This is a genomic window from Pseudomonas putida (assembly GCF_028682395.1).
Taxonomy (GTDB): domain Bacteria; phylum Pseudomonadota; class Gammaproteobacteria; order Pseudomonadales; family Pseudomonadaceae; genus Aquipseudomonas; species Aquipseudomonas putida_AB.
Map to the genome: position 1 here is coordinate 20,848 of NZ_JANHLC010000006.1, position 24,355 is coordinate 45,202.

Genomic DNA, 24,355 nt, shown 5'->3' on the forward strand with positions numbered 1-24,355 from the left:
CGCCCTAAGGTTCGTTCTCGACCGTCGCCAGCAGGCTTGCAATGGTCGAGGACGATGCCAGCTCGAATTCACGCTGCTTCACCCTGAAGCCAATGCCGTCAGCGAGGCGCAATGCCGCGCTGTGTTGGCTCAGAATATCCTCCAGGCGCTGGACCACCGTGGCAATACGCACAGCATCCGAACCCACCAGCAGCACGCCGAAGCCCTGTTCCGCCAGGCGTCCGATCACATCACTCTCGCGAAAGGCGATACGCAATACATCGGCAAAGGTCTTCAACGCCCGCGCCTCTGCGCTCGGTCCGAAACCGCCGTCCAGCGGCGCGCCGTCCTCCAGCTCAAAATACAACAGCGTGGCCGGCCGGCCCAGTTGCGCGCAGGCTTGCAGCCCAAGGGCCGCCAGCGCTTGGAAACCATGCCGATTGGGCAGCAGGGTCTGTGGATCGAGGCTGGCCATCTGTACCGCGACCAGTTCGTCTTCGGCCTGGCGCGCCAACTGACGTAGCCGCTCGCGCTCGTCGACCGCCAGATCAAGCTGGCCAAAGACTCGCAATGCCTGAACGCGAGCCTCACGCCCCTGGGGTTTGGCCGGACCTGGCATAACGCACTCCCTTTGCGTGTAGACCCTTGAGCGTAGCCCAGCGCTACTCATGCGCGATTAAAGCAAATCAATATCATTTGCAGCAGGTCTGTGCTTTTGCTTAAATCACGAACCGTTCCCATTTACACCTTGGCCCCCGCGCCGGAAACCCACCGTGCCTTCGATGCCCTCTGCCGACGCCAGCCTCGTACAAACGCTCTATACTAGCCATCACCGCTGGCTGGTGCAGCTGTTGCGCCGCAGGCTGAGCAATACCGCCGATGCCGCCGACCTGGCGCAGGACACCTTTGTACGGATCATGAAACGCCCGCCGGCCTTCGATTGCGCGGTGCGCGAACGCTCCTACTTGGCGACCATCGCCCGCGGCCTGTGCATCGACCAGTGGCGCCGCCGGCAACTCGAGCAGACCTGGCTCCAGTCCCTGGCTGCGCAGCCCGAAGCGCTACAGCCGTCACCGGAGCAGCAAGCGATCATCGTCGAGACCCTGCATGAGGTCGACGCCATGCTCCAGCGCCTGCCCAAGCGCGTCAGCGAAGCCTTTATCCTGGCCCAGCTCCACGGCCTGACCTATCGGACCATCGCCGCACAGCTCGGCGTCTGCGAGCGCAGCGTCAAGAACTACCTGGCCCAGGCCCTGCTGCACTGCGCCCTGCTCGAAACCGAGCTCGACGGCCTGTTGGTCGACTGAACCATGCCCCGCCCAGCCCTGAATCGCCTGAGTCATGCCAGCCTGCAAGCCGCCGCACAATGGTATGTGCGCCTGCACGATCCCGAGCGCGACGAGCAGGAATACCGCCACTGGCAGGCCTGGCTCGAACAGCACGTCGAACACCGTGATGCCTGGCACTATGTCGAGCGCGTCAGCCAACGCTTCGCGCCCCTGCATGCCGAAGAGGCGCAACAGGCGGCCAGCCAGGCCCTGCGCAGCCGTCGCGGCCCGACCCGTCGACAAACCCTCGTCGGCCTGCTGATTGCGGGGTCGGCCGGCCTGCTGGGCTGGAGCAACGGGCGCACGGGCCCGTTGCCACGGACCTGGGCCAGCCTCACCGCCGATCTGGCCACCGGCATCGGCAAAACCCTGCACACCCGCCTGAGCGATGGCAGCCAGCTTTGGCTCAATGCCCTGAGCGCCGTCGATCAACAGTTCGATGCCCAGCAACGCCTGCTGCAACTGCGCTTTGGCGAACTGCTGGTCGATACGGCCCGCGACCCACGCCCGCTGCGCGTGGCCACGGCCGACGGCCTGCTGCGCGCCCTCGGCACGCGCTTCAGCGTGCGCTGCGAACCGACGCACAGCCTGCTCAATGTGTATGCCGGCGCGGTCGAAGTGCGCACGGCCGACCGTGGCCAGATCCAGGTGGTGGAAGCCGGCAGCCAACTGCGCTTCACCCACAACACCGTTGGCCCACTACAAACGGTCAGCCCCGCGCGAGAATCCTGGAGCCGCGGCCTCCTGCAGGCCGAGGGCCTGCCGCTGGGCGAACTGATCGCCGAGCTGGCCAGTTATCGCCAGGGGCATCTGGGTTGCGCCCCAGCCCTGGCTCATCTACCCGTACTCGGCACGTTCCCGCTCAACGACAGCGACCGGGCCTTGGCACTGTTACAAGCGGCCCTGCCCATCCGCGTCGAACGCCTGACCGACTGGTGGGTCAACATCGAGCCACGGGTTTGAATTGTTTTTGCCGCGTTTTTGCCCTTTTCATTATTTGCTTCGGTTAACCCTTTAGAAGCTCAGCCATTTCCAAAGGGAATCCCATGCCGTCCGCTACCGTCCTGCGTTTTCGATTTGCCCTGCGCCCACTCGCCCTCGCCATTCCTGCCGCCCTGTTGAGCCTGGCCCCGGGCTGGGTGGCCGCCGCCACACCGACAGCCAGCGAACAGCCGAGCACCGCCCGCCATTACGCCATTGCGCCAGGTTCCCTGGCCGCGGTGCTCAATACCTTCTCCGAGCAGGCCGGGATCTTCCTCGCCGGGCACAACGATCTGGCGGCCGGCAAACATAGCCCCGGCCTACGCGGTCAATACAGCGTCCCCCAGGCCCTGGAATTGCTGCTCCAGGGCACAGGTTTGCAGGCCCGGCCCCAGGCCAATGGCGGCTATATCCTGCGCGCTGCTCCGCAGGCCGGCGATCCGCTGGAACTCGATGCCACCAGCGTGTCAGCCCTGGGCCTGGGCAGCGTCACCGAAGGCAGCGGTTCCTACACTACCGGGGCAACGGCAAGCGCCACCCGCCTGGCCCTGTCCCTGCGCGAGACGCCGCAGTCGGTCACGGTCATTACCCGGCAGCAACTCGACGACCAGGGTTCTACCAGCATTGCCGATGCCTTGCGCCGCGCGCCGGGGGTCAGTGTCGAGAACTACGACAGCGAGCGCTGGGAGTTCTCGGCACGTGGCATGCCCATCACCAACTTCCAGTACGACGGCGTCAACACCACGTATGACGGGGTGTACGACTACGGCACCACCAGCACCGACATGGCGACCTTCGACCGCATTGAAATCATCAAGGGCGCCAGCGGCCTGATGACCGGCTCCGGCGATCCGTCAGCCACGGTCAACCTGATCCGCAAACGCCCGACCAAGACCTTCAAGGCCTCGGTCACCGGTGCCGCCGGCTCCTGGGACAACTACCGCACCGAAGGCGATATCTCCGGGCCCTTGACCGATTCGGGCACGGTGCGCGGGCGCTTTGTCGGGGTCTACCAGGACCGCGAGTCGTACCTCGATCACTATCAGAACAACAAGGACATCGCCTACGGCATTCTCGAAGTCGATATCACCCCCCAGACCCTGCTGACCTTTGGCCTCGACCAGCAAAACACCCGTTCGCGCGGGGCGACCTGGACCGGCTTCGCAATGTTCGATAGCCAGGGCACACGCACCGACTTCTCGCGCTCCTTCAACCCCGGGACCGACTGGAGCCGCCGCGACTTCAAGAACCAGACCCTGTTCGCGTCCCTGGAACAGCAACTGGCCAATGACTGGTCGCTGAAGATCAGCTACGACCGCAAGCAGCGCGACCACGACACCCTGCTCGGCTCGGCCAGCGGCGGTAACCCGAACCCCGACGGCAGCGGCATGTTCATGTACATGGGCAAGTACAAAGGCCGCCAGATCCAGAACAACGTCGATATCAGCGCCACCGGGCCCTTCAGCTTGCTGGGCCGGGAACATGAACTGGTGGTCGGTTTCATGTCCACCAGCGCCAAACAGGACGTCCCGGTCTATGGCTCGGTCTATCCCCTGCTCGATGGCAGCATCTATGATTGGCACGGTGAGTTCGCCAAGCCGGATATTCCCAAAAGCGCCGACAACACCGTGATCCAACGCCAGAATGGGGTCTACCTGGCGACCCGGCTCAAGCCCACCGATGACCTGTCGGTGATCCTCGGTACCCGCGTCAGCAACTTCAAGGCCGACGACAAGACCGTCTACTTCGACCCGACAAAACCGCTGGCACGCGGTAGCTATCACCAGACCAGCGTGATCACACCCTACGCCGGCCTGGTCTACGACCTGAACGACACCTACTCGGCCTACGCCAGCTACACCCGCATTTACCAGCCGCAGATGAGCAAGGACGCCGCACGCAACCTGCTCGACCCGGTCGAGGGCGACAGCTACGAAGCCGGGATCAAGGCCGAGTATCTGGACGGTCGGGTGAACGCCAGTTTTGCGGTGTTCCGTATCGAACAGGACAATGTGGCCAGCAAGATCAGCGGCGACTCCTTCGACGCTATCTATGCGCCGATCAAGGGGGCAACCACCAAGGGCTTCGAGCTGGAAGTGGCGGGCGAACTCAGCCCCGGCTGGAACCTGGGTGCCGGCTACACCTACAGCCATACTCGCGATGCCGAGGGCAACCCGGTCTATGGCTCGGTCCTGATGAGCACCGAACCAGCGCAACTGATCCGCCTGTTCAGCACCTACAAACTCCAGGGCGCGCTGCAGGGGCTGACGGTCGGCGGCGGGGTCAACTGGCAGAGCGAGTTCTTCGGCCAGGTCTTCCGGCCCGATCCCGGCAACCTGGTCGATGGTGGCGAATACACCAAGGTCACCCAAGAGAGCTATGCGCTGGTGGATCTGATGACGCGCTACCAGTTCAATGAACACCTGAGCACGACCCTGAACCTGAAGAATGCCTTGGACAAGAAATACTACACCGGCATCGGCAACTTCAGCACAGGCTTCTACGGCGAACCGCGCAGCCTACTGCTGACGACCCAGTGGAACTTCTGATCGGCCCGGGAACGCGCGGGCTTTTCGTCCGCGCAACTGGCAGACTGTGGTTCGACAGCATCAGCCGGACAGCCACCCATGAAGCCCACCTCCTTGCGCGATCACAACCAGGCCCCGCGCTTCTGGCGCGATGCCGCCCTGCCGTTTATCGAAGCCCGCTCCATCGCGGACGGGCGCAAGGTCTGCTACAGCCGCCATGCCCACGAGCACTTTTCCATTGGCGCGATCACCGCCGGACACAGCACTTACATCAGCGGCAACCAACAATGGCAGATCGGGCAAGGCACCGTGGTGCTGATGAATCCGGGGATCGTGCATGCCTGCAACCCCATCGACGACCAGCCCTGGTCCTACTGCATGTTCTACATCGACACTGCTTGGCTGACGGCCCTGCAACATGAACTGGGCTTCAACGCCGGCAGCGGCTTCTGTGACTTCAACGCCACCCACAGCCAGGACCCGACGCTGTATGCCGAGCTGAATGCCTTGTATGCCTTGTTGATCGACGCACAGGCGGCGTTGCTGGAAAAGCACTCGGCTATTGTCGCGTTTTTCACCCAGCTCCACCTGCGCCTGAACCCGGCGCCGACGCCGTCCCGCCCGATCAACCATAAGCTCGAACAGGCTGCCGCGCACATCCGCGAGCACTGCACCGAGGGCCTGCGGCTCGACGAAATCTGCCAGGCCGCCGGCCTGTCGCCGTCCTACCTGATCCGCGCATTCAAGCAGCACTACGGCATGACGCCCCACGTCTACCTGGTCAACCAGCGCATCCAGTACGCCCAGCAGCAATTGCGCCAGGGCCGGTTAATCGCCGACGTTGCGCTACTGGCAGGCTTCGCCGACCAGGCACATCTGCAACGGGCGTTCAAGCAGCACCTGGCGGCAACACCGGGCCAGTATCAGGGTTAAGGCAACAGGAGATAGAGCGCGCTGACGGCCAATAGCACAGCCATGGTGCGATTGAACAGGCGCATGCCCCGCGGGTTTTCCAGGTAGTGGCGCAGAAAGCTACCGGCGTACGCCCAGCAGGCAATGGAACTCCAGCACACCACGAAGTACACCGCCGCGAAAAACCATACCAACGGCGCCTCGCCATTGCTGGCAAAGACCCCAGTCCCGGCCACGCAGGCCATCCAGGCCTTGGGATTGAGCCACTGCATCAGCGCACCATAGATCATCGACGGGCGCTTGGCCGAGCTCTTGGTATCGACCGCGCCATTGTCAACGGCCAGCTTGTAGGCCATGAACAGCAAAAAGACGCAGCCGCCCCACTGGATCGCCTGGGTCAGAAACGGCCAGCGCGCCAGCAGTTCATGCAGGCCCAGGCCGATCAGCAGCAAGAGCAAGGTAAAACCCAGCGTCGCCCCGGTGACATGCCAGAGGCTGGCGCGCAGGCCATAACGGACACCGCTGCTCAGGGCCACCACATTGACCGGGCCGGGGGTGATCGAGGTGGCCAGGGCAAAGGCGGCCATGGAAACTAATACGCTCATGCAGTACCTACTCTTACGTTCGTGAAGTGAATCCTGAACGCAAGCCTAGGGACCATCGTTTCCTGGGTATTGAAGGAAATGCCCCTAGGGGCATCAGTTTTTGGAGATTTGGATATGCACCAGCACACGGTTCAATGCCGCCAGTTCGTCGATATCCAACGCGCCGATAGAGATATCGGCAGGGATTTCGTCATCACTTCTCGGTTGCAATCCCAACTCGTTGAGCAACGGCTCCATCACCTGTTCACCCAGGCTCAGCGACAACAATTGCTTACCGAGCTGATCACCCCGGGAGAGGTATGAATGCACTCTGGCAAAATCAAAAATTCGGTAAGCTTTATCGGCCAGAAAATCATTCAGGCGCAGTTTGATTGCGACTTTCTGGGTTGGCGTCAATGTCCCCAATAGTGACTGGACAGCGGTTGCAAAATGTTTGTCTTGCGATATGAATGTCTGAACGCCCCTCCTCTGCTCCGCAATTCCCCCGGCGAACGCTACAACCCCATCCAAAAATACCGCAAGCGCGTCGCCTTTCTCGAGGAAATACTGGCCGTCACCTATGGCCGTCAATACTTCCTTCAAGGGCAGCGATCGATAACATGTCGCAACGTCTTTTGTCGCCTTCAACTTGGCGGCCAATTCATCAACGGCTGACGCCCCCTTTTTTTCTTCAGCCACCAGCCATTGAACAGCCTCGGCCGTCAGCTCCCTACCAAACCCCTCCAGATACAGAGCAGTCAAACCGTTAGCAACGTCGCTCGCACCTTCAGGCGAATGGGTAGCCCTTGGGGCAGTCGCGCGCGCTCTACACTCATCGAACAGAGCCTTGAACTTCTGTTTATCAGAAGTACAGCTTTCAGCGTCGCGGGTACTACAAACAAACCATTTGCCAAACGAGTCGAGGGCCTTGAGTAGCCGTTGGCCCAACGTCTGTTTCTGGCCGAGCACGGATGCAGCCGCGTCAAGCGACTTGACCAGGCTATCCATACGACGGCCATAGAGCGCGTTTTCAGCACCGGCCAACGCATAGAAACACGGCGGTGCAACCGGCCTACTGCAAAGCGGAACTGTTGGCTCATCAGCACCATTGGCCCCTGTAGTTGATCCACCCGAGCTACGGAGCAAATGGCTGAACCGCTCGCGCGGAACCATAAAGGGCTGCATTAGAGAAGCCCCCAGACGCTTTAGTACTCTCCCGCGTCTTTCGGCATCCTGCCGCTTGCCTAAACTGAAGCTATCTTGATGGCTTGCAACCAACCGAGCGCCGGATCTGGTAGAGCTGATAGATGCCATAGGCCCCGGTGAAAACATCGACGCATTCAAATCTGCAACCTTGTTCGTCATGTTCACGCCCTCATATTTTCAATGGGTTACGCGTGAAATATAGACACTGTGCAAGCGCGATCACTACCGCTCCCTGTCGCTCTATTGATAATTATTATCATTTAAGGCTGATACTGATTATTCCAATCCAAACTGTAGAAACCGTGCGCCGCTGCTCGCGTCGAGCCAAACCTCAGCAACGGCAGCACGCTCAGGAAAAGCCTATGTTGAATCCGCCGAGCTCATTGAACTACGAGGCAAGCCTAAATCCCCTTTAGCTTGTTACGGACCCTGCCATTGCCTATTTCCGAAAGCACCTCGATTATCCATCAGACCCTTTCAGCACTCGGTCCAACGCTGCCAGTTCATAGTCATCCATGTCACCCAGACTGACCATTTTGATAGAGGGCATAGGCTCCAGGTTCAGGTATTTCCTCAGGGCGTCCAAGACCCGTACCCCAAACCCTAGCTGAGAGAGCTTATCGTCCAGCTTGCTGTCCCTGGACAACTCAACCTGCTCATAAGCAAAAGTAAAGATGTGCTGCGCTCGCTTGGACATCCCCATCAACAGCCGTGCGCTCAACTGTTCTACTTGATCCCCGGTCAGTTCCGTTAAAAATTTCAAAACAAAATTTTCAACGCATGAATCTGGTGCTACTCGCAAACAGTCCTCCCCGTATAGCCCTGCATACTCGCTGGCAAAACTGTCGGCAAAACTCGTCATACCGCCGACAAAGGCCGCAAGCGCATCGTCCCACGTGGGGAAATCGCCCTCTTTACCGAACACATTGATCACCTCCTTGAGAGTCATCGCCCGAAGCGTTTCGGCCGTAGCCAATCGCCCGTAACCGGACAAGTATCGCGCATTTAAGCCCATGCGCATTTCACGCCATTCTCCCCAGGTCACATCGCCTACCGAAGCCTCGGGCTCACGTCCCTTCTCGGCAAGAAATGCCTTATCGAGTCCCACAAGGCCCTGAAGGACCTCACAAGGTAAGCCCCCCCGCCGCTCCAATATGCCCCCGGCGGCGGCAGACTGCTGCTTCTTTCCCAGACGACGGCTATAACTATCCGTTTCAAGGAACTGCGAGCTGAAAACACCGGCTCCCGAGGTTGTATTAAAATTCGTTTCCTTAGATTTAAATACTTCAGCTTCATCAGATGCTCCAAGCGATCTGGAGCAAGCGAATATAGTCATGATGTTTTGCGCCTATAGTGATTTCATTGGTCAAGCAAATCGACCTTAGGCGTTGGGCCACGGCTGGAGCTATCGTCACTTGCCGTGTTTTTTTTAAACGCACAGTTGCACTGTGGCGCCAGTATCGCGACCAACCCTCTGGCTATCCCCGCCACCCTCAACCCGTGCTAGGCTCCAGCCCATTGATTTACCTCTACAAACACCCTCCACGTAGAGCTCCACACCGCAAGTGAGCGATCATCCGGTGCCCCGCCCTTCACGATTGGCGGCACCGCCCAGAGAGACCCAAGCATGGCCCAAAGACACGTCATCAATGCCTCGGTGAGCCCCAAGGGCAGCCTGGAGACCCTTTCCCAACGGGAAGTACAACAACTGAGCGAAGCCGGTACCGGCACTACCTACACCCTCTTTCGCCAGTGCGCCCTGGCCATTCTCAATACCGGCGCCCATGTCGATAACGCCAAGACCATTCTCGACGCCTACCAGGACTTCGAAGTGCGTATTCACCAGCAGGACCGTGGCGTACGCCTGGAACTGCTCAATGCCCCGGCCGACGCTTTCGTCGATGGCGAGATGATCGCCAGCACCCGGGAAATGCTGTTCAGCGCCCTGCGCGATATCGTCTACACCGAGAACGAGCTGGACAGCCAGCGCATCGACCTGGACAGCTCCCAGGGCCTGACCGACTACGTCTTCCACCTGCTGCGCAACGCCCGCACCCTGCGCCCCGGCGTGGAACCGAAGATGGTGGTGTGCTGGGGCGGCCACTCGATCAGCACCGAGGAATACAAGTACACCAAGAAAGTCGGCCACGAACTGGGCCTGCGCAAGCTGGACATCTGCACCGGCTGCGGGCCGGGCGTGATGAAGGGGCCAATGAAGGGCGCGACCATTTCCCATGCCAAGCAGCGCATGAGCGGCGGGCGTTATCTGGGCCTGACCGAGCCGGGCATCATTGCCGCCGAGGCGCCAAACCCGATCGTTAACGAGCTGGTGATCCTGCCGGATATCGAGAAACGCCTGGAAGCCTTTGTCCGGGTCGGCCACGGCATCATCATCTTCCCCGGCGGCGCCGGTACTGCCGAAGAGTTCCTCTACCTGCTGGGCATCCTCATGCACCCGGACAACGAGGGCCTACCCTTCCCGGTTATCCTGACCGGTCCGCGCAGCGCCGCCGCCTACCTGGAGCAGCTGCATGCCTTTGTCGGTGCCACCCTGGGAGAAGCCGCACAGCGCCATTACCAAATCATTATCGACGACCCGGCCCAGGTGGCACGCGAGATGGTCGATGGGCTCAAGGCGGTCAAGCAGTTCCGTCGCGAGCGCAACGACGCCTTCCACTTCAACTGGCTGCTCAAGATTGACGAGGGTTTCCAGCACCCGTTCGACCCGACCCACGCCAATATGGCCAGCCTGGTCCTCAATCACCAGATCCCGCCCCATGAACTGGCGTCCAACTTGCGCCGGGCGTTTTCCGGCATCGTCGCGGGCAACGTCAAGGACAAGGGCATCCGCCTGATCGAACAACACGGGCCGTACCAGATCCATGGCGATGCCTCGATCATGCAGCCGCTGGATAAACTGCTGAAGGCCTTTGTCGAACAGCATCGGATGAAACTGCCCGGTGGCGCTGCCTATGAGCCGTGCTATCGCGTGGTGACCTGAAGGCAGCCGAAGACCGCCCACAAACCCGAAGGGCGGGCCGAGCGACGAAAAACAGAGGGGTTTGACACGACACCGCGCCGCGCCCTGGAGGGCGCGGCGCAGTGCGTAGGATCAGGCCTGGATCAGGTTGCTGATCTTGACGTCAGGGCTGACGTCGGCGTCGTAGTCGACACCCGGTACTTCAAAGCCGAACAGGCGCAGGAACTCGGCCTTGTAGCCGGCAAAGTCGGTCATCTCGTAGAGATTCTCGTTGCTGACCTGGTCCCAGAGCTGCTTGACGCGTTCCTGGACTTCAGGCGCCAGTTCCTTGTAGTCCGCACGCAGGCGGCCTTCATCGTCCATGCACGGCGGCTGGCCGTAGAGGCTGTCCTTGTAGAGCGCATAAACCTGCTCGATGCAGCCTTCGTGGGTGCCCTGCTCCTTCATCACCTTGAACAGCAGCGACAGGTACAGCGGCATGATCGGGATGGCCGAACTGGCCTGGGTGACCACGGCCTTGAGTACCGAAACCCGCGCGTCGCCGCCCAGGTCGGCCAGGCTGGCGCGAATATCCAGAACCTTTTCATCGAGGTCTTTCTTGGCCGCACCGATGGAACCGTTCCAGTAGATATCGTGCGTCAGTTTTTCGCCCAGGTAGGTGAACGCGGTGGTTTTCGCGCCTTCGGCCAGGACACCGGCCTCATGCAGGGCATCGATCCACATCTGCCAGTCTTCGCCACCCATCACGGCTACGGTGCCGTCGATTTCTTCCTGGGTCGCCGGCTGCAAGGTGGTTTCCTTGACCACTTCCTTGTCGGTGTCGACGCCACGCAGGGTGACCGACTTGCCGATCGGCTTGAGCGTCGAAGTCATCACTTCGCCCGTTTTCGGGTGAGTACGGCGCGGCGCCGCCAGGCTGTAAACCACCAGGTCGATCTTGCCCAGGTCCTGCTTGATGGTTTCGATGGTCTTGCGCTTGACCTCATCGGAGAAGGCGTCGCCATTGATGCTCTTGGCGTAGAGACCTGCCGCTTCGGCATAGTCATGGAACGCCGCGCTGTTGTACCAGCCCGCGGTACCCAGCTTGCCTTCGTCGCCTTCACGCTCGAAGAACACACCCAGGGTGTTGGCGCCACAGCCGAACGCGGCGGTGATCCGCGCTGCCAGGCCATAGCCGGTGGAAGCGCCGAGGACCAGGACATTCTTCGGCCCGTCGGTGATCTTGCCCTGAGCGGTGACATAGTCGATCTGGTTCTTGACGTTGGCGGCACAGCCAACCGGGTGAGTCGTCACACAGATAAAACCACGAACGCGCGGTTTGATGATCATCACAAGCCTCTCTTTTCTATATTGCCTGGGCAGACACAGGCCCTGCCTGTGTCGCGAGTTCTAGTCATAGACGCTCGTAATGCCAAAGCGTCACGGTGAATCGAATACAGCCGGTACAACGGCCGAAAAATCCTGGGTTTCAGCGGGTAGCGACCACGAACAACCGGGGAAACGGCAGCAACACCGTTCCATCGGCCAGTGCCGGGTAGGCCTGGCTGACAGCGGCCAGGTAACGCTCAAGGAACGCCGCCTGCTCATCCGCCTCCAATGGCCCGAGGAACGGGCGCAGCGCCGAGCCCTTGAACCACTCCACCACCGCCGCGTGGCCCGCGGCCAAGGGATGGTGGTAGGTCGTGCGCCACACATCCACCGCCTGACAGTGCGGCTTGAGCAACGCGTAGTAAAAACTCGCCGAATGCCGTGGCGGGTGCCGCACCGTGCCGATCTTCGCCGCCCACGGCCCTTGCGCCGCCACTTCGCGGGCCAGTTGATGGGCCGGCTCTTGCAAATTGTCCGGTGTCTGCACCGCCAGGCTACCGCCGGGGGCCAGTTTACCCGCCAGCCGCGGATAAAGCGCGGCATGATCGGGCAGCCATTGCAACGAAGCATTGGCCAGGATCACGTCGAAAGTCTGGGCGGGGTCCCAGGTCGCAATATCCGCCAGCTCGACCCTGAGCTGGGGCAGACGCTCGCGCGCGCTGGCCAGCATGTCCTCGGAGCTGTCGATGGCACTGATCCGTGCCTGGGGAAAACGCTCCACCAGTGCTTCGGTGGAGTTGCCCGGACCGCAGCCCAGGTCCACCGCTTCGCGCACGTCGCGGGTCGGGATCGCCGCGAGCAAGTCGCGCACCGGGCGGGTGCGTTCCAATTCAAAGGCTGAGTACTGCCGGGCTGACCAGGTCATGGTTCTAGGCTCTTTGCACGGATTGGGGGCTAGAGCGTAGATATTCCAGCGGCGGATGACCACTGCTAAAACACCCGGGCCATGACCTGGCAGGTCATTGAGCGCGCTGGCGAATGCCGTTTACCTTGGCCCTTCTTTTTCTGGAGGCAAGTACGTAATGAAGCCATGGCTGTTTGTGCTGTGCTTGAGCTTTTTCCTCGGCCATGAGCTGGATGCCGTCAGCCAGGCGGAATGGCGCCTGCTCTACGGTTTTCGCGACCTGCCGCCGCTCCTGGCCGAGCGCTGGTTTGTCCTGTTGCATGTGCCGTTGCTGGCCATCGTGCTCGGAGTCTGCTGGTGCCGCCACCGGGCAACACGCGAATACTCGCGGCAGCTACTGGCCAGCTTCATGCTGCTGCATGCCGGCTTGCACTATCACCTGCGCGACCATCCGCTCAACAGCTTCGACTCGCTGCCCTCTCAAGCACTGATTGGTGGTAGCGCGCTACTGGGGGCCCTGTACTGGGTGTGCTGCATCAGGACAAACAGCCCCCGCGCGGACAACCACACCCGGGCTGCCGCAGGCGAGCTTTAGGGATCCATAACCTGTTGTATTCAAGGACGGCTCCCTGGTCACGCGTGGTGCTGAGCGGATGATCAATCCAGCGTTAGTTCACTGCCTCGTTGGCAGCGCCAGTACGCAATGCATCCAGCGTTGGTGTCGTCACAGTGACAATACGACGGGGATCCAGAGGCCTGACGCCTGGAGTCCTGTTTAGCGCTTCCAGCGCCAGGCCCCTTCCAACCGATGGTCATCATGAGCTTGGCACAAGCTTCCTGGAGATCGGGTCGGTTCAATTTGCTCGACAGCGAATCAGAATTACCGTTGATCGCCAGAGACACACACTCGGAACCGCGATTTTGTGTCCTTTCAAGATCGGCATCGTCGCCTTCCTGAGACGTAGCCTCCACACACAGATCACGCCGCGCGATGCCTTCCTCCTGGGCACGCAAAAGATTGACCCGATTGACGTGTGCGTCTGCCCTATCCATCCGCTTCGACAGCTTGACCAATGCGCCACTGCGGCCCAAAAACGGCGAGCCTTCGCAGCGCACCGTTATCTTTCTGCCGAACTCTATTTGATTCACGCTCGCTTCCAGGAACTCCGCCTGTTTGATTTGTAGCAGGGTCATATTCTCCAACCCCCCTTTCCCGATCAAGCGGCTTTGACCCAGACGTTTGGCGAGATGATGACGAGTTATTTTGAATCCCTTGCCATTACGCAGTCTCGAAAGACTGAAGTCCAAGGGAAAACGGCAGGGGTCATCACGCCGAGCCAAGCGCACCTGACATGCGGATGTCTTCACGAGCCTGGCATTTTCACCGTGTTCACCGTTTGACTTTGAATTGTCCGACCCCCTTGGGGACACCCATGTGTGCCCAATACCCTCCGAGGTGAAGAGCCGGCCAAGGAAACCAGACATGGCATATCCTGAAAGTACGAGTGATAGAACGCAGTAGGCTAATTGCTCTAGATCATGCGTTTCGATCAAAATTGATCCATAGTTTTTAGTCGGTGAATCACTCTCATTTGCCGACCTGCTCTTCACCCAACCAGGGGCCCGATCCTGCGCAATATGGTTAAATGCCGCCCTTTTCACACCGCCGGCCCCGTTCGATGAACCCTCAAGCCCTGTCCACCCTGCATGCTCATCTGTTGTCTGCCCTGGCAGCCGCCCCCGACGAAACCCGCCGGCTGTTCCATGGTCGCGGTCGGCGCTGGCCCGGACTGGAGCAACTGACGGTCGACTGGCTGCAGGGCGTCGTGCTGGTGACGCTGTTCAAGGAGCCCGAGCCGCAGCAGTTGGACGCGCTCAAACAGCGGTTGCTCGAACTGCCACAATCGCCTGCCTGGCAAGCCCGCGGCGCCCACACCCTGGTGCTGCAATTGCGCTACCTGCCCAATAGCCCGGTGGAATGGCTGCACGGCGAACCCATCGAGGAATGGACCCTGACCGAAGGTGGCCTACGTTATCTGGTCGACCTGGGGCAGAAGCAGAACAACGGCCTGTTCCTCGATATGCGTTACGGCCGCGACTGGGTCCGGGCCAATGCCGAAGGCAAGCGCGTGCTGAACCTGTTCGCCTACACCTGCGGCTTCTCGGTGGCGGCGATTGCCGGTGGCGCCCGCCATGTGGTCAACCTGGATATGTCGCGCGCCGCGCTCAATCGCGGTCGCGACAACCATCGCCTCAATGGCCATGACCTGAGCCGGGTCGGCTTTCTCGGCCATGACCTGTTCAAGTCCTGGAGCAAGGTCAAGAGCGGCGGCCCCTACGACCTGGTGATCATCGACCCGCCGTCGTTCCAGAAAGGCAGTTTCCTGCTGACCAAGGATTACCAACGCGTGCTGCGCCGCCTGCCGGAGTTGCTCAGCGAACAGGGAACGGTACTGGCCTGCATGAATGACCCGGCCATGGGCCCGCAATTTCTGATCGAAGGCGTCACCCGTGAAGCTCCCGGTCTGCGTTTCGAACAACGCCTGGACAACCCGCCGGAGTTCGCCGATATCGACTCGCAAAGCGGGCTCAAAGCCTTGGTTTTCCGCCAGGGACACTGAGCCCTAGTCGGAAAACAGCTCGAACATCAGCTGGCGCAGCCAGCGATTGGCCGGGTCCTTGTGGTACTTGCCGTGCCAGAACAGGTTGATCGCAATCTGCGGCAACACCACCGGATGGGGCAGCGTGGCAAGGCGGAACGGTTCTTCGCAGCAGGCGGCAAACCGTTCCGGCACGGTGGCCAGCAAATCGGTGCGCTGCAGGATATGCCCGACCGCGACAAAGTGCGGCACCTCCAGGCGCACCGCCCGCTCGATACCCTCGCGCGCCATATGCGCATCCACCTCGCCGTGGCCGGTATTGGCCGATACCACCCGCACATGCCCATAGGCCAGGAAACGCTCCAGGGTCAGCGGCTCGCGCGTGGCCGGATGGTCCGCCCGGCACAGGCAGACATACCGATGATGGAACAGGCGCCGCTGGAAGAATCCAGCCTGCAAATGCGGGAGCAAACCGACCGCCAGATCGACCGTGCCGTTCTGCAGGTCTTCGCGCAGGCTCATGGGGTTGTCGCGCACCGTGCTGATCACGCACTTGGGCGCCAGCCTGGCCAGGGCATCCATCAACCGTGGAGTGAAGTAGATTTCGCCGATATCGGTCATCGCCAGGGTAAAGGTCCGCTCGCTGGTCAGCGGGTCGAACGCGTCCTCGCGGTTCAAGGCCTCGCGCAGCGTTTGCAGGGCCAGGGCCACCGGCTCGGCCAGTTGCTCGGCATAGGGCGTGGGGGCCATGCCCTGGTAGGTGCGCACAAACAGCTCGTCCTGCAGGGCCAGGCGCAGGCGCTTGAGCGCATTGCTCACTGCCGGCTGGGTCAGGCCCAGGCTCTCGGCCGCCGCCGAGACTTTGCGCTCGCGCAGCAACTGGTTGAACACCACCAAAAGATTCAGATCCAGATCACGCAGTTCCATGGGCTTCCCGGGGCATGTGTGCTCAAGCGTTCGATTACCGAGCATTATTCAGAACGGTAATAACTTGTATGGCTGACAGCGCATTTATTAATAGTACTGGAGCCGCGATGATCGGTCGCACACAAAATCAAGAAGCGACCACAGGTAGCCTTATGAATTCTCCCTTGCGTATCGGCATTGTCGGCGGCGGTATTTCCGGCATCGCCCTGGCCCTCGATCTCTGCCGCCATGCCCATCTCGACGTCCAATTGTTTGAATCCGCCCCGGCCTTTGGCGAGGTCGGGGCCGGCGTGTCCTTTGGCGCCAACGCGGTACGGGCCCTGGCGGGGCTGGGCCTGGGCGAACCCTATGGGCAGATCGCCGACCGCACACCCGCACCCTGGCAGGATGTCTGGTTCGAGTGGCGCCTGGGTGAGCAGGCGCAATACCTGGGCGCCAGCGTCGCGCCCGGGGTCGGCCAGTCATCGGTACACCGGGCCGACTTTCTCGACGCGCTGGCCAGCCGCCTGCCGCCGGGAATCGCCCGTTTCAACAAGCGCGCCAGCCATGTTGAGCAACAGGCCGCAGAGGCCCGGGTCGTGTTTACCGACGGTACGGACTATCGCTGCGACCTGCTGATTGGCGCCGACGGCATCAAGTCGGCCTTGCGCGGCCAGGTGCTGGCCGGGATCGGCGCCGCGCCCGCCGCTCCGCGCTACAGCGGCACCTGCGCCTATCGCGGGATGATCGATAGCCAGCAGTTGCGCGAGGCTTACCGTGCTCAGGGCGTGGATGAGCATCTGGTGGATGTCCCGCAGATGTACCTGGGACTGGACCGCCATATCCTCACTTTCCCGGTCAAGCAGGGCCGGTTGATCAATGTGGTCGCCTTCGTGTCCAAACGCAGCGACGCCGAACCGCTCTGGCCGGCAGATGCGCCCTGGGTCCGCGAGACCAGCCAGAGCGAGATGCTCGAGGCTTTTGCCGGCTGGGGCGCGGCCGCGCGCATTCTCCTCGAATGCATCCCCGCCCCGACCTATTGGGCGCTGCACGACCTGGCCGAGCTGCCGGGCTATGTCCATGGCCGCGTGGCCCTGATCGGCGATGCCGCCCACGCCATGCTGCCGCACCAGGGCGCGGGGGCCGGCCAGGGCCTGGAAGACGCCTGGTTCCTCGCCCGCCTGCTGGGCGACCCGCGCCTGGAGCGCACGCACCTGGACACCTTGCTCAAGGCTTACGACAGCCTGCGTCGCCCCCGCGCCTGCCGCGTGCAGCGCACCTCCCGCGAAGCCGGTGATCTGTATGAACTGCGCGCCCCGCAGGTCAGCGCCGACGAGCAGGCCCTGGCCACCACCCTGGAAAGCCGTTTCGACTGGCTGTGGCAGCACGATCTGGAAGCCGATATCGCCCAGGCCCGCACGCAACTGGGCTGGCACACCGCGCACGCACTGACGAGCCACTGACACACAGTGGCCGTATGACCGGGGCCCCGAGCCCCGGCTCTATAACAACGATAAGAAGAGCCATGCCATGCGAACTATCGACGTCAACGCCCTGATCGACGGGGCGCGCTTCAATTCCTTCCACGGACGCCTGCTGTTCTGGTGTGCGCTGATCATTGTATTCGACGGCTATGACCTGGTGATCTACGGCGTGGTCCTGCCCGCGCTGATGCAGGACTGGGGCCTGAGTGCCGTCGAGGCCGGTTTTCTCGGCAGTTGTGCATTGTTTGGCATGATGCTCGGGGCGCTGTTTTTCGGCCCGCTGTCAGACCGCATCGGCCGCCGCAAGACCATCATGACCTGCGTGATCCTGTTCAGCGGCTTTACCGTGATCAACGCCTTTGCGCGCACCCCGACCGAGTTCGCCCTCTGCCGCTTCATTGCCGGCTTGGGGATTGGCGGGGTGATGCCCAACGTGGTCGCGCTGATGAATGAGTACGCCCCGAAGAAAATCCGCAGCACCCTCGTGGCACTGATGTTCAGCGGCTACTCCATCGGCGGCATGCTCTCGGCGGGCCTGGGTATGTTGCTGATCCCGCACTGGGGCTGGCAATCGGTGTTTCTGGTCGCGGCCATCCCGTTGCTGGTGTTGCCGTTTTTGGTCCGCCAATTACCCGAATCGTTGAACTTCCTGCTGCGCAGCGGCCAAAGCGCGCAAGCCCAGAGGCTGTTGCAATGCGCCAGCGGCGCCTATCAACCTCTGGCAGAGGATAACCTGAGCCTGGCGCAAGGGCACCGGCAGCCGGTGTCCATCTTGCAACTGCTGCAGGAGGGTCGCCGGCTGCCGACCCTGATGCTCTGGTTGGCGTTTTTCTGCTGCCTGCTGATGGTCTACGCCTTGAGCTCCTGGCTGCCCAAGCTGATGAACAGCGCCGGCTACGGATTGAACTCCAGCCTGGCGTTTTTGCTGGTGCTCAATTTCGGCGCGATCTTTGGCGCGATTGGCGGTGGCTGGTTAGGTGATCGAATCGGGTTGTCGCGCGTGTTGCTGGCATTCTTTGCCCTGGGCGCCTTATCCCTAAGCCTGCTGGCGCTGCAATCGCCACTGTGGGTGCTCTATGGGCTGATCGCGATTGCCGGCGCCAGCACCATTGGCACGCAAATCCTTGCCAATGCCTGTGCCGTGCAGTTCTACCCCGCGCACATCCGCTCGACGGGCCTGGGCTGGGCCATGGGGATTGGTCGAATCGGCGCGATTATCGGCCCGTTGCTCGGCGGGGCGTTGCAGGCGGCCCATCTACCGTTGCAAGTCAGTTTTCTGGCCTTTGCCGCGCCGGGCCTCATCGGGGTGCTGGCGATGCTGGTGTTTATCGGGGCCCGGCCAGCCCAACCAGCACTGGCCCCACGGATCGTCTAGACCGGTGGAACAAACCCGGGCGTCGCGCGTGGCGCCCCTCAGTTCTGCGTCAGGTAACTCACTAACTGCCGGCCATGGGAACTCAGGGTTTCCCAGCCACGAAAACACACCCGCAGCTCAAGGGCGGCCCAGCGCTCCTCAAGCGCCAACCAGCGCACGGGCAGCTCTTGCATCAGGCGCTGGGCCAGGGTCTCGGGCAGCACGGCAATCCCGGCATGTTGGGCCACCAGTTGGGCGATCGCTTCGAAACTCGGCGCACGCACGCGAACCTTGAGGGGCATGGCGAGGTTGATCGCCAGCTCTTCGATAAAGCGTTGCATCGCACGCTCGGCCGGTAGGCACACAAAGGCAAAGCCCAGCGCATCGCTCAGGCGCAGCGCCTCGCGCAACGCGGCCCGCGCCACCAGCAGGTGATCGGCCGGTACCAGCAGGACCAGCCGCTCGGTGCGAAACGGCAACGACACCACGCCTTCGTCGACCAGGTTGCCGTCGTACACGCCGATCTCACACTCACCGGCCAGGACCAAGCGCACCACCTCCACACTTTTGTGCTCCACCAGTTGCAGGTCGACTTCGGGGTAGTCACTCAAGAATGGACCCAGCACCGCCGGCAAGAACGTGCTGTTGGTCACCGTGGACGCCGCCAGGTGCAGATTGATTCGGCGCTGACCGGCCAGTTCCTTCAGGGTGTCCTGTAATTTCCCGGTTTCGGCGAGTACGCCACGTGCCGCTTCCAGCACCAGACGGCCGGCCGGTGTCAGCTGCATGCCATCGGCATGGCGGATAAACAGGGTCAGACCACTGCGTTCCTCGAACTGGCGCAGACGCGTACTGGCAGCGGAAATGGCCACCGGGAAAGTCGCCGCCGCCTTGCTGAGGCTGCCTTTGGCGGCAATCGCATTCAGCAGGCGCAGGTCTTGTAGATCGAAGTGCACAGGGCTTCTCCAATTCAGAAAGCCATATTCGTGAAAAAGCGATTCTAGCAAATGGGCGTTCTACTCAGAATAAGGGACTTCCCTCCCTCGGCGCACTGTCATGACTCCTTTGCCTGCACTTATGCAACGTTACATTCACAACGGTAGTTTGTTTGCAGTATTGGCGGCCTTGGGTTTCAGCTTTAAAGCGATCTTCGTCAAGCTCTCCTATGCCGCCGGTCCGGTGGACGCGATCACGCTTCTGGCCTTGCGAATGGCCTTGTCATTGCCGATGTTCCTCTGGCTGGTGTGGTTCAGTCGCCGGCAGGCGAGCAGCGCGCTGACCCTAGGCGACGGAATCCGGGTACTGCTGCTCGGCTTGTTCGGTTACTACCTGGCCAGCCTGTTCGACTTCTACGGCCTGCAATACATCAGCGCGGGGCTGGAGCGAATGATCCTGTTTATCTATCCGACCCTGGTGCTGATCTTCCAGGCCATCGCCCTGCGCGAACGGCCCTCCTCGCGGACCTTCGCCGCCATGGGTATCTGCTACCTGGGGCTGGGCATCGCCTTCGCCCACGATGTCAGCGTATCGGGCATGGGCAGTCAGGTAATTCTCGGCTCGTTGTGGGTATTTGCCAGTGCAGTGACCTACGCGCTGTATTACTCAGGCACCGGGATAATGCTCAAGCGCATGGGCTCGATGCGCCTGGCCGGGCTGGCCGGCACGGCCTCTTCCATCATGGTGCTGGGGCATTACCTGCTACAGGCGGACACCACGCCACTGAACCAGTTGCCTGCGGCGATCTGGCTCAATGCCGGGCTGATGGCCGTGTTTTCCACGGTGCTGCCGATCTACTGGGTCGCCCTGGCCATCTCGCGCATGGGGGCCACGCAGACCGCGGCGGTGGGGAACCTGGGGCCAGTGCTGACGCTCCTGGCCTCATGGTTGTTGCTTAACGAAGCGATCACCCTGTACCAGATCGTGGGCCTGGCGCTCGTGCTGTTTGGGGTCTCGCGGTTGAAGCCGGGCAACGCGGTGGCGGTGCCAGCCTGCGGCAAGGACGCGCCGGCCTGACGCGCTCACCTCGCCCCCACCAGCGCCTGGATCTCCCCGACCGATAAGGATCCAGGCCTACGGGAACTTTCCCGTTCAATCGGCCCTTTCGTCATTGAACTTCCACCCCATCGTTATTAGTATCCCGCCCGCCGATACAGCGCCCTCGCTCGACGTGAGCTCGATAAATAAAACGGCCTGCATCAGCCACCGCCCCCCTTCAACACCCACCCGCCGTGGCGGGCCGACGCCTTGGTGTCACTCGCCAATTAAAAGGATTTATTGCGTTGAGAACACTCTTCAGGGCCTGTGCCCTTTTGGCCACGCTGTCGATGACCGGCTGCGTCTCCTATAACATCAGCGGTCCTCTGGGCGCCCCGCCCCACAAGGCCGCCATCAGCAGCCCACGCACCGCGCAGATCGCCGATGTGCTGATCACGGCACCCGACATCAACGACGCCACGCGGGTCGCCATCAGCCGCTCGCTGACCTTGCAGCTCAACCAGTACGTCCAGAGCGCTGGCTACTTCAAGCAGCTCAGCCAGTACCCGACTCCCCTGGCCGAGAACGATGTACAGCTCAGGTTCAACCTGACCTCCCTCCAGGGTCATCGCGGCCCGCATCCCGCTTACGTCCCCGGGGCACTGCTGACTCTGACCCTGTGGATCTGGCTCAACGGGCCCATCTACGTGGACCGCTTCGATGTGGCCGGCGACCTGGTCATTGTCGACCGTGACGGCAAGGCACTGGCCAGTGCCAAAAAGCAGATCAAGTTCGAACACAATGTCGGCCTCTATGGCCGCGAATACTGGGCCCCCAGCATGGGCGCCAAGCAACTGACCGAACTGGTTTCACAGCTGCTCGATACCGCCACAGCCAACCTGGCCAAACCCTGAGATCAAGGAGCGTCACATGTTGAGTTCAATCAAGCACAGCCTTGTGCTGGCGGTTGTCTTGCTGAGCGGCTGCGTGTCCTACTCGCAACACGAACTGCCCCCGGTGCAAACCTGGCCGCCAACCGCTGATGCAACGCAGCAAAAGCCCAGCGTATTTGTGCGCAGCACTGCGCTGAGTCAGGTTAACGGCGGGCCGGCCCAAGCCGCCGGCGGTGCCCCGGCAGCGGCATGGGAAACGGCGGTAGCCGATACATTCCGCCAATCCGGGCGCTTTGAGCGGGTCAGCCTCGACAAGGTCGCTTCGGACCTCTATGTCGAAACCACCCTGTACAACAACGAGCAGTTCAGCATGGCCTCGGCCATCATTACCGGCGCGACGCTCTTCATCATCCCCTCCACAGCGAAAAACACCTTCACTCTGGAAACCGTGTTCAAGGACAAGGAAGGTAAGGAGCTGGGACGTATCCGCAAAAGCGAATCCGTGCGGACCTGGATGCAGTTGGTGCTGATCGTCGCCATCCCCTTCCAGCAAGACACCCGAGAGGTGGTACAGGCTTTGACACGCAGTACCCTGGAGGAAGCGGTGCAGCGGCGCCTGCTCTAACCTACCCGCAGGAGGGTTGTCCCACGGACGCGTTGGCGGGTACGTTGCGACCCGCCAACACAGCCGTCTTCAACCCTTTGCCCCGGCGGCCATGGGCATGGCCGCAGCGCCAGTGTCGAACAAGATCATCCGCCCCCTTCCAGCCGATCAGCCAGGCCATCCGTTCGGCCACAGTGATCGAAGCCCCTCGCCGTTGCGCACAGTAAACAACCCAGACCAGCAGATACACCGATGGAGCCTGATGATTGATATGAGAATCGTTATCAATTATCTTTCGCGCTTCTTTCGGGAGGCTGTCCGTGAACAACGATCGTCTGGGTCTTCTCTACGCTGAGCACAATGGGTGGCTCAAGGGCTGGTTGTACCGCCGTCTTGGCTGTACCAGCCAGGCCGCCGACCTGGCGCAGGACACCTTCGTACGCCTGCTGCAGGCTCAACGCAAGGCGGGTGAAAACCTCAGCCTGCAGCGCCCACGCGCGTATCTGGCCACGGTTGGGCGGCGCCTGGTATACGACCATTTCCGCCGCCAGTCCCTGGAACAGACCTATCTGGAGATGCTGGCGCTGATGCCGGAGGGGTTGGCGCTGTCCCCCCAGGAGCAATGGCAGATGCATGAGACGCTGCTGGCGCTGGACGCGCTGCTCGACAGTCTCAAGCCGATGGCCCGCACGGTGTTTCTGCTGTCCCAGCTCGAGGGCCGCAACTACGCGCAAATCGCCCGGCAACAGGGCATCAGCGAACGGACCGTCAAGCGCCACATGGCCCTCGCCTTCGAAGCCATCATCCTGTTCGAGGGGCAACTGTGAACGACCGACCGATCAGCCGGGAGGTGGCCCGCCAGGCGGCACACTGGCTGATGCGCCTGCATGACGGCCCGCTCAACAGCACCGAACACCAGGCCTGCGCCCACTGGCGGGCCGCCGACCCGGAGCACGAACGGGCGTGGGAACGGGTCCAGCAGGTCCAGGAGAAGCTGGGGTTGTTGCCGCCGGAGCTGGCCATGGGCACCCTCAATCGCGAGCGCCGCCAGACCCTCAAAAGCTTGTTGGTGCTGGCCGCGCTGTTACCCGCAGGTTACGTCGGCTATCGCAGCCTGCCCTGGCCGAGCGGGCAGGCCGATTATCAAACGGCCGTCGGCCAGCGCCGGCAGATCAAATTGGCCGATGGCAGCCTGATCATCCTCAACACCGACACCGCCATTGACGTGCACTTCAGTGCCGAGCAGCGGCTGGTGCGCCTACTGCGCGGGGAGATCCTCGTCGACAGCGGGGCCGACTCGCAGAGCCCGATCCACCGTCCACTGCGGGTGCAGAGCGAGCAAGGCGTCATGCAAGCCCTGGGCACGCGCTTCAACGTCAGGCAACTGGACGCCACCACCCGCCTGGCCGTCCTGGTGGGCAAGGTCCGCATCACCCCGCTTGCCGGCTCTCCACAGGTGATCGAGGCCGGCGAACAAGTGAGCTTCAGCGCCGGGGCTGTCGGACCGGCACAACCCGCACCGGAACAAGGCAGCGCCTGGACCCGCGGACAGTTGATCGTCGACGACATGCCCCTGGGGCAATTTATTGCCGAACTGGATCGTTACCGGCCGGGTGTCCTGCGCTGCGCTGGCGACGCGGCCCATTTGCGCATCAGCGGCGGATTCCAGCTCGATAGCACCGACGCGATTCTTGCCGCCCTGCCCGCCACCCTGCCGGTGACGGTGGCCTACCGGACGCGTTATTGGGTAACAGTCAGTAAATGATAATTATTATTGGCCCCTTTTTTTCTGCCATGAGTCCTTAGAAGTGGATCTGCCATAACTACAGG

The 24,355-nt window shown here is 61.8% G+C and carries 23 protein-coding genes; 14 read left to right on the forward strand and 9 right to left on the reverse strand.

The features are described 5' to 3' along the window. Nucleotides 1–4: 4 nt before the first annotated feature. Complete coding sequence (locus NPS46_RS15515; protein ID WP_274108603.1) at nucleotides 5–598, reverse strand: GGDEF domain-containing protein; 594 nt, start codon at nucleotides 596–598, stop codon at nucleotides 5–7. A gap of 163 nt (nucleotides 599–761) precedes the next feature. Between NPS46_RS15515 and NPS46_RS15520 the strand changes: the two genes are divergently transcribed. From NPS46_RS15520 to NPS46_RS15535, 4 genes are all read left to right on the forward strand, one after another. Next, nucleotides 762–1,286 (forward strand): sigma-70 family RNA polymerase sigma factor, encoded by a 525-nt coding sequence (locus NPS46_RS15520; RefSeq protein WP_274109051.1) that lies wholly within the window; start codon nucleotides 762–764, stop codon nucleotides 1,284–1,286. A gap of 3 nt (nucleotides 1,287–1,289) precedes the next feature. Further along, entirely contained in the window at nucleotides 1,290–2,270 is a 981-nt protein-coding gene (locus NPS46_RS15525) for a FecR domain-containing protein (protein ID WP_274108605.1), read from the forward strand. Nucleotides 2,271–2,353: 83 nt separating this feature from the next. Continuing rightward, nucleotides 2,354–4,837 carry a TonB-dependent siderophore receptor gene (locus tag NPS46_RS15530; RefSeq protein WP_274108606.1) on the forward strand — a complete coding sequence of 828 codons (2,484 nt, stop codon included), beginning with the start codon at nucleotides 2,354–2,356 and terminating at the stop codon, nucleotides 4,835–4,837. A gap of 78 nt (nucleotides 4,838–4,915) precedes the next feature. After that, complete coding sequence (locus NPS46_RS15535; RefSeq protein WP_274108608.1) at nucleotides 4,916–5,749, forward strand: AraC family transcriptional regulator; 834 nt, start codon at nucleotides 4,916–4,918, stop codon at nucleotides 5,747–5,749. Here NPS46_RS15535 and NPS46_RS15540 read toward each other — a convergent pair. The 3 genes from NPS46_RS15540 to NPS46_RS15550 form a co-directional block, all read right to left on the reverse strand. Then, complete coding sequence (locus NPS46_RS15540; RefSeq protein WP_274108610.1) at nucleotides 5,746–6,333, reverse strand: LysE family translocator; 588 nt, start codon at nucleotides 6,331–6,333, stop codon at nucleotides 5,746–5,748. The two genes, NPS46_RS15535 and NPS46_RS15540, sit on opposite strands and share 4 nt — an antisense overlap. Nucleotides 6,334–6,426: 93 nt before the next feature. After that, nucleotides 6,427–7,677 (reverse strand): hypothetical protein, encoded by a 1,251-nt coding sequence (locus NPS46_RS15545; protein ID WP_274108612.1) that lies wholly within the window; start codon nucleotides 7,675–7,677, stop codon nucleotides 6,427–6,429. Between the two features lie 301 nt (nucleotides 7,678–7,978). Further along, the gene (locus tag NPS46_RS15550; RefSeq protein ID WP_274108614.1) at nucleotides 7,979–8,854 is read right to left on the reverse strand and encodes a hypothetical protein; all 876 of its coding nucleotides are present in this window, start codon (nucleotides 8,852–8,854) and stop codon (nucleotides 7,979–7,981) included. A 291-nt stretch (nucleotides 8,855–9,145) separates the two neighbouring features. Here NPS46_RS15550 and ppnN point away from each other — a divergent pair, with 291 nt between their 5' ends. Next, on the forward strand, nucleotides 9,146–10,519 hold the full coding sequence (gene ppnN / locus NPS46_RS15555) for a nucleotide 5'-monophosphate nucleosidase PpnN (RefSeq protein ID WP_274108616.1): 1,374 nt from the start codon (nucleotides 9,146–9,148) through the stop codon (nucleotides 10,517–10,519). Between the two features lie 111 nt (nucleotides 10,520–10,630). On the opposite strand, the gene fabV is transcribed toward ppnN, so the two are convergent. Continuing rightward, a complete protein-coding gene (fabV, locus tag NPS46_RS15560; RefSeq protein WP_274108618.1) occupies nucleotides 10,631–11,827 on the reverse strand; it encodes an enoyl-ACP reductase FabV in 1,197 nt (398 codons plus the stop codon). Nucleotides 11,828–11,966: 139 nt separating this feature from the next. Further along, the gene (tam, locus tag NPS46_RS15565) at nucleotides 11,967–12,731 is read right to left on the reverse strand and encodes a trans-aconitate 2-methyltransferase (RefSeq protein ID WP_274108620.1); all 765 of its coding nucleotides are present in this window, start codon (nucleotides 12,729–12,731) and stop codon (nucleotides 11,967–11,969) included. A gap of 157 nt (nucleotides 12,732–12,888) precedes the next feature. On the opposite strand from tam, the gene NPS46_RS15570 reads away from it, so the two are divergent. Next, on the forward strand, nucleotides 12,889–13,305 hold the full coding sequence (locus NPS46_RS15570) for a DUF6713 family protein (RefSeq protein ID WP_274108622.1): 417 nt from the start codon (nucleotides 12,889–12,891) through the stop codon (nucleotides 13,303–13,305). Between the two features lie 62 nt (nucleotides 13,306–13,367). Here the strand turns inward: NPS46_RS15570 and NPS46_RS15575 are convergent, their stop codons facing one another. Continuing rightward, nucleotides 13,368–13,904, reverse strand: a complete 537-nt coding sequence (locus NPS46_RS15575; RefSeq protein ID WP_274108624.1) for a hypothetical protein — start codon at nucleotides 13,902–13,904, stop codon at nucleotides 13,368–13,370. Nucleotides 13,905–14,389: 485 nt separating this feature from the next. Here NPS46_RS15575 and NPS46_RS15580 point away from each other — a divergent pair, with 485 nt between their 5' ends. Beyond that, entirely contained in the window at nucleotides 14,390–15,331 is a 942-nt protein-coding gene (locus NPS46_RS15580; protein ID WP_274108626.1) for a class I SAM-dependent methyltransferase, read from the forward strand. Nucleotides 15,332–15,334: 3 nt separating this feature from the next. Here NPS46_RS15580 and NPS46_RS15585 read toward each other — a convergent pair whose 3' ends face one another. Next, nucleotides 15,335–16,237: a LysR family transcriptional regulator gene (locus tag NPS46_RS15585; protein WP_274108628.1), complete on the reverse strand. Its 903-nt coding sequence runs from the start codon at nucleotides 16,235–16,237 to the stop codon at nucleotides 15,335–15,337. A 152-nt stretch (nucleotides 16,238–16,389) separates the two neighbouring features. Here NPS46_RS15585 and salA point away from each other — a divergent pair, with 152 nt between their 5' ends. Together salA and NPS46_RS15595 are read left to right on the forward strand one after the other, a co-directional pair. Beyond that, a complete protein-coding gene (gene salA / locus NPS46_RS15590) occupies nucleotides 16,390–17,679 on the forward strand; it encodes a salicylate 1-monooxygenase (protein ID WP_274108630.1) in 1,290 nt (429 codons plus the stop codon). 67 nt (nucleotides 17,680–17,746) lie between these two features. After that, nucleotides 17,747–19,075 carry an MFS transporter gene (locus NPS46_RS15595; RefSeq protein WP_274108632.1) on the forward strand — a complete coding sequence of 443 codons (1,329 nt, stop codon included), beginning with the start codon at nucleotides 17,747–17,749 and terminating at the stop codon, nucleotides 19,073–19,075. A gap of 38 nt (nucleotides 19,076–19,113) precedes the next feature. Here NPS46_RS15595 and NPS46_RS15600 read toward each other — a convergent pair whose 3' ends face one another. After that, nucleotides 19,114–20,010 (reverse strand): LysR substrate-binding domain-containing protein, encoded by an 897-nt coding sequence (locus NPS46_RS15600; RefSeq protein WP_274108634.1) that lies wholly within the window; start codon nucleotides 20,008–20,010, stop codon nucleotides 19,114–19,116. A 100-nt stretch (nucleotides 20,011–20,110) separates the two neighbouring features. Between NPS46_RS15600 and NPS46_RS15605 the strand changes: the two genes are divergently transcribed. The 5 genes from NPS46_RS15605 (at nucleotide 20,111) to NPS46_RS15625 (ending at nucleotide 24,290) form a co-directional block, all read left to right on the forward strand. Beyond that, entirely contained in the window at nucleotides 20,111–21,067 is a 957-nt protein-coding gene (locus tag NPS46_RS15605; protein ID WP_274108636.1) for a DMT family transporter, read from the forward strand. Between the two features lie 311 nt (nucleotides 21,068–21,378). Beyond that, nucleotides 21,379–21,942 carry a hypothetical protein gene (locus NPS46_RS15610; protein WP_274109053.1) on the forward strand — a complete coding sequence of 188 codons (564 nt, stop codon included), beginning with the start codon at nucleotides 21,379–21,381 and terminating at the stop codon, nucleotides 21,940–21,942. Nucleotides 21,943–21,958: 16 nt separating this feature from the next. After that, a complete protein-coding gene (locus NPS46_RS15615; RefSeq protein ID WP_274108638.1) occupies nucleotides 21,959–22,546 on the forward strand; it encodes a hypothetical protein in 588 nt (195 codons plus the stop codon). Between the two features lie 299 nt (nucleotides 22,547–22,845). Continuing rightward, nucleotides 22,846–23,352, forward strand: a complete 507-nt coding sequence (locus NPS46_RS15620; protein WP_274108640.1) for a sigma-70 family RNA polymerase sigma factor — start codon at nucleotides 22,846–22,848, stop codon at nucleotides 23,350–23,352. After that, complete coding sequence (locus NPS46_RS15625) at nucleotides 23,349–24,290, forward strand: FecR domain-containing protein (protein ID WP_274108641.1); 942 nt, start codon at nucleotides 23,349–23,351, stop codon at nucleotides 24,288–24,290. The genes NPS46_RS15620 and NPS46_RS15625 overlap by 4 nt, the downstream gene beginning before the upstream one ends. Nucleotides 24,291–24,355: the final 65 nt, after the last annotated feature.

Bases quoted from the DNA above. Each gene is read 5' to 3' on its own strand.
- tam (WP_274108620.1), bottom strand. From the start codon at position 12,731: ATGACCTGGTCAGCCCGGCAGTACTCAGCCTTTGAATTGGAACGCACC.
- NPS46_RS15530 (WP_274108606.1), top strand. From the start codon at position 2,354: ATGCCGTCCGCTACCGTCCTGCGTTTTCGATTTGCCCTGCGCCCACTC.
- NPS46_RS15615 (WP_274108638.1), top strand. From the start codon at position 21,959: ATGTTGAGTTCAATCAAGCACAGCCTTGTGCTGGCGGTTGTCTTGCTG.
- NPS46_RS15585 (WP_274108628.1), bottom strand. From the start codon at position 16,237: ATGGAACTGCGTGATCTGGATCTGAATCTTTTGGTGGTGTTCAACCAG.
- NPS46_RS15515 (WP_274108603.1), bottom strand. From the start codon at position 598: ATGCCAGGTCCGGCCAAACCCCAGGGGCGTGAGGCTCGCGTTCAGGCA.
- NPS46_RS15520 (WP_274109051.1), top strand. From the start codon at position 762: ATGCCCTCTGCCGACGCCAGCCTCGTACAAACGCTCTATACTAGCCAT.
- NPS46_RS15595 (WP_274108632.1), top strand. From the start codon at position 17,747: ATGCGAACTATCGACGTCAACGCCCTGATCGACGGGGCGCGCTTCAAT.
- NPS46_RS15535 (WP_274108608.1), top strand. From the start codon at position 4,916: ATGAAGCCCACCTCCTTGCGCGATCACAACCAGGCCCCGCGCTTCTGG.
- NPS46_RS15525 (WP_274108605.1), top strand. From the start codon at position 1,290: ATGCCCCGCCCAGCCCTGAATCGCCTGAGTCATGCCAGCCTGCAAGCC.
- salA (WP_274108630.1), top strand. From the start codon at position 16,390: ATGAATTCTCCCTTGCGTATCGGCATTGTCGGCGGCGGTATTTCCGGC.
- NPS46_RS15605 (WP_274108636.1), top strand. From the start codon at position 20,111: ATGACTCCTTTGCCTGCACTTATGCAACGTTACATTCACAACGGTAGT.
- NPS46_RS15570 (WP_274108622.1), top strand. From the start codon at position 12,889: ATGAAGCCATGGCTGTTTGTGCTGTGCTTGAGCTTTTTCCTCGGCCAT.
- NPS46_RS15580 (WP_274108626.1), top strand. From the start codon at position 14,390: ATGAACCCTCAAGCCCTGTCCACCCTGCATGCTCATCTGTTGTCTGCC.
- NPS46_RS15545 (WP_274108612.1), bottom strand. From the start codon at position 7,677: ATGACGAACAAGGTTGCAGATTTGAATGCGTCGATGTTTTCACCGGGG.
- NPS46_RS15550 (WP_274108614.1), bottom strand. From the start codon at position 8,854: ATGACTATATTCGCTTGCTCCAGATCGCTTGGAGCATCTGATGAAGCT.
- NPS46_RS15610 (WP_274109053.1), top strand. From the start codon at position 21,379: ATGACCGGCTGCGTCTCCTATAACATCAGCGGTCCTCTGGGCGCCCCG.
- ppnN (WP_274108616.1), top strand. From the start codon at position 9,146: ATGGCCCAAAGACACGTCATCAATGCCTCGGTGAGCCCCAAGGGCAGC.
- fabV (WP_274108618.1), bottom strand. From the start codon at position 11,827: ATGATCATCAAACCGCGCGTTCGTGGTTTTATCTGTGTGACGACTCAC.
- NPS46_RS15575 (WP_274108624.1), bottom strand. From the start codon at position 13,904: ATGACCCTGCTACAAATCAAACAGGCGGAGTTCCTGGAAGCGAGCGTG.
- NPS46_RS15540 (WP_274108610.1), bottom strand. From the start codon at position 6,333: ATGAGCGTATTAGTTTCCATGGCCGCCTTTGCCCTGGCCACCTCGATC.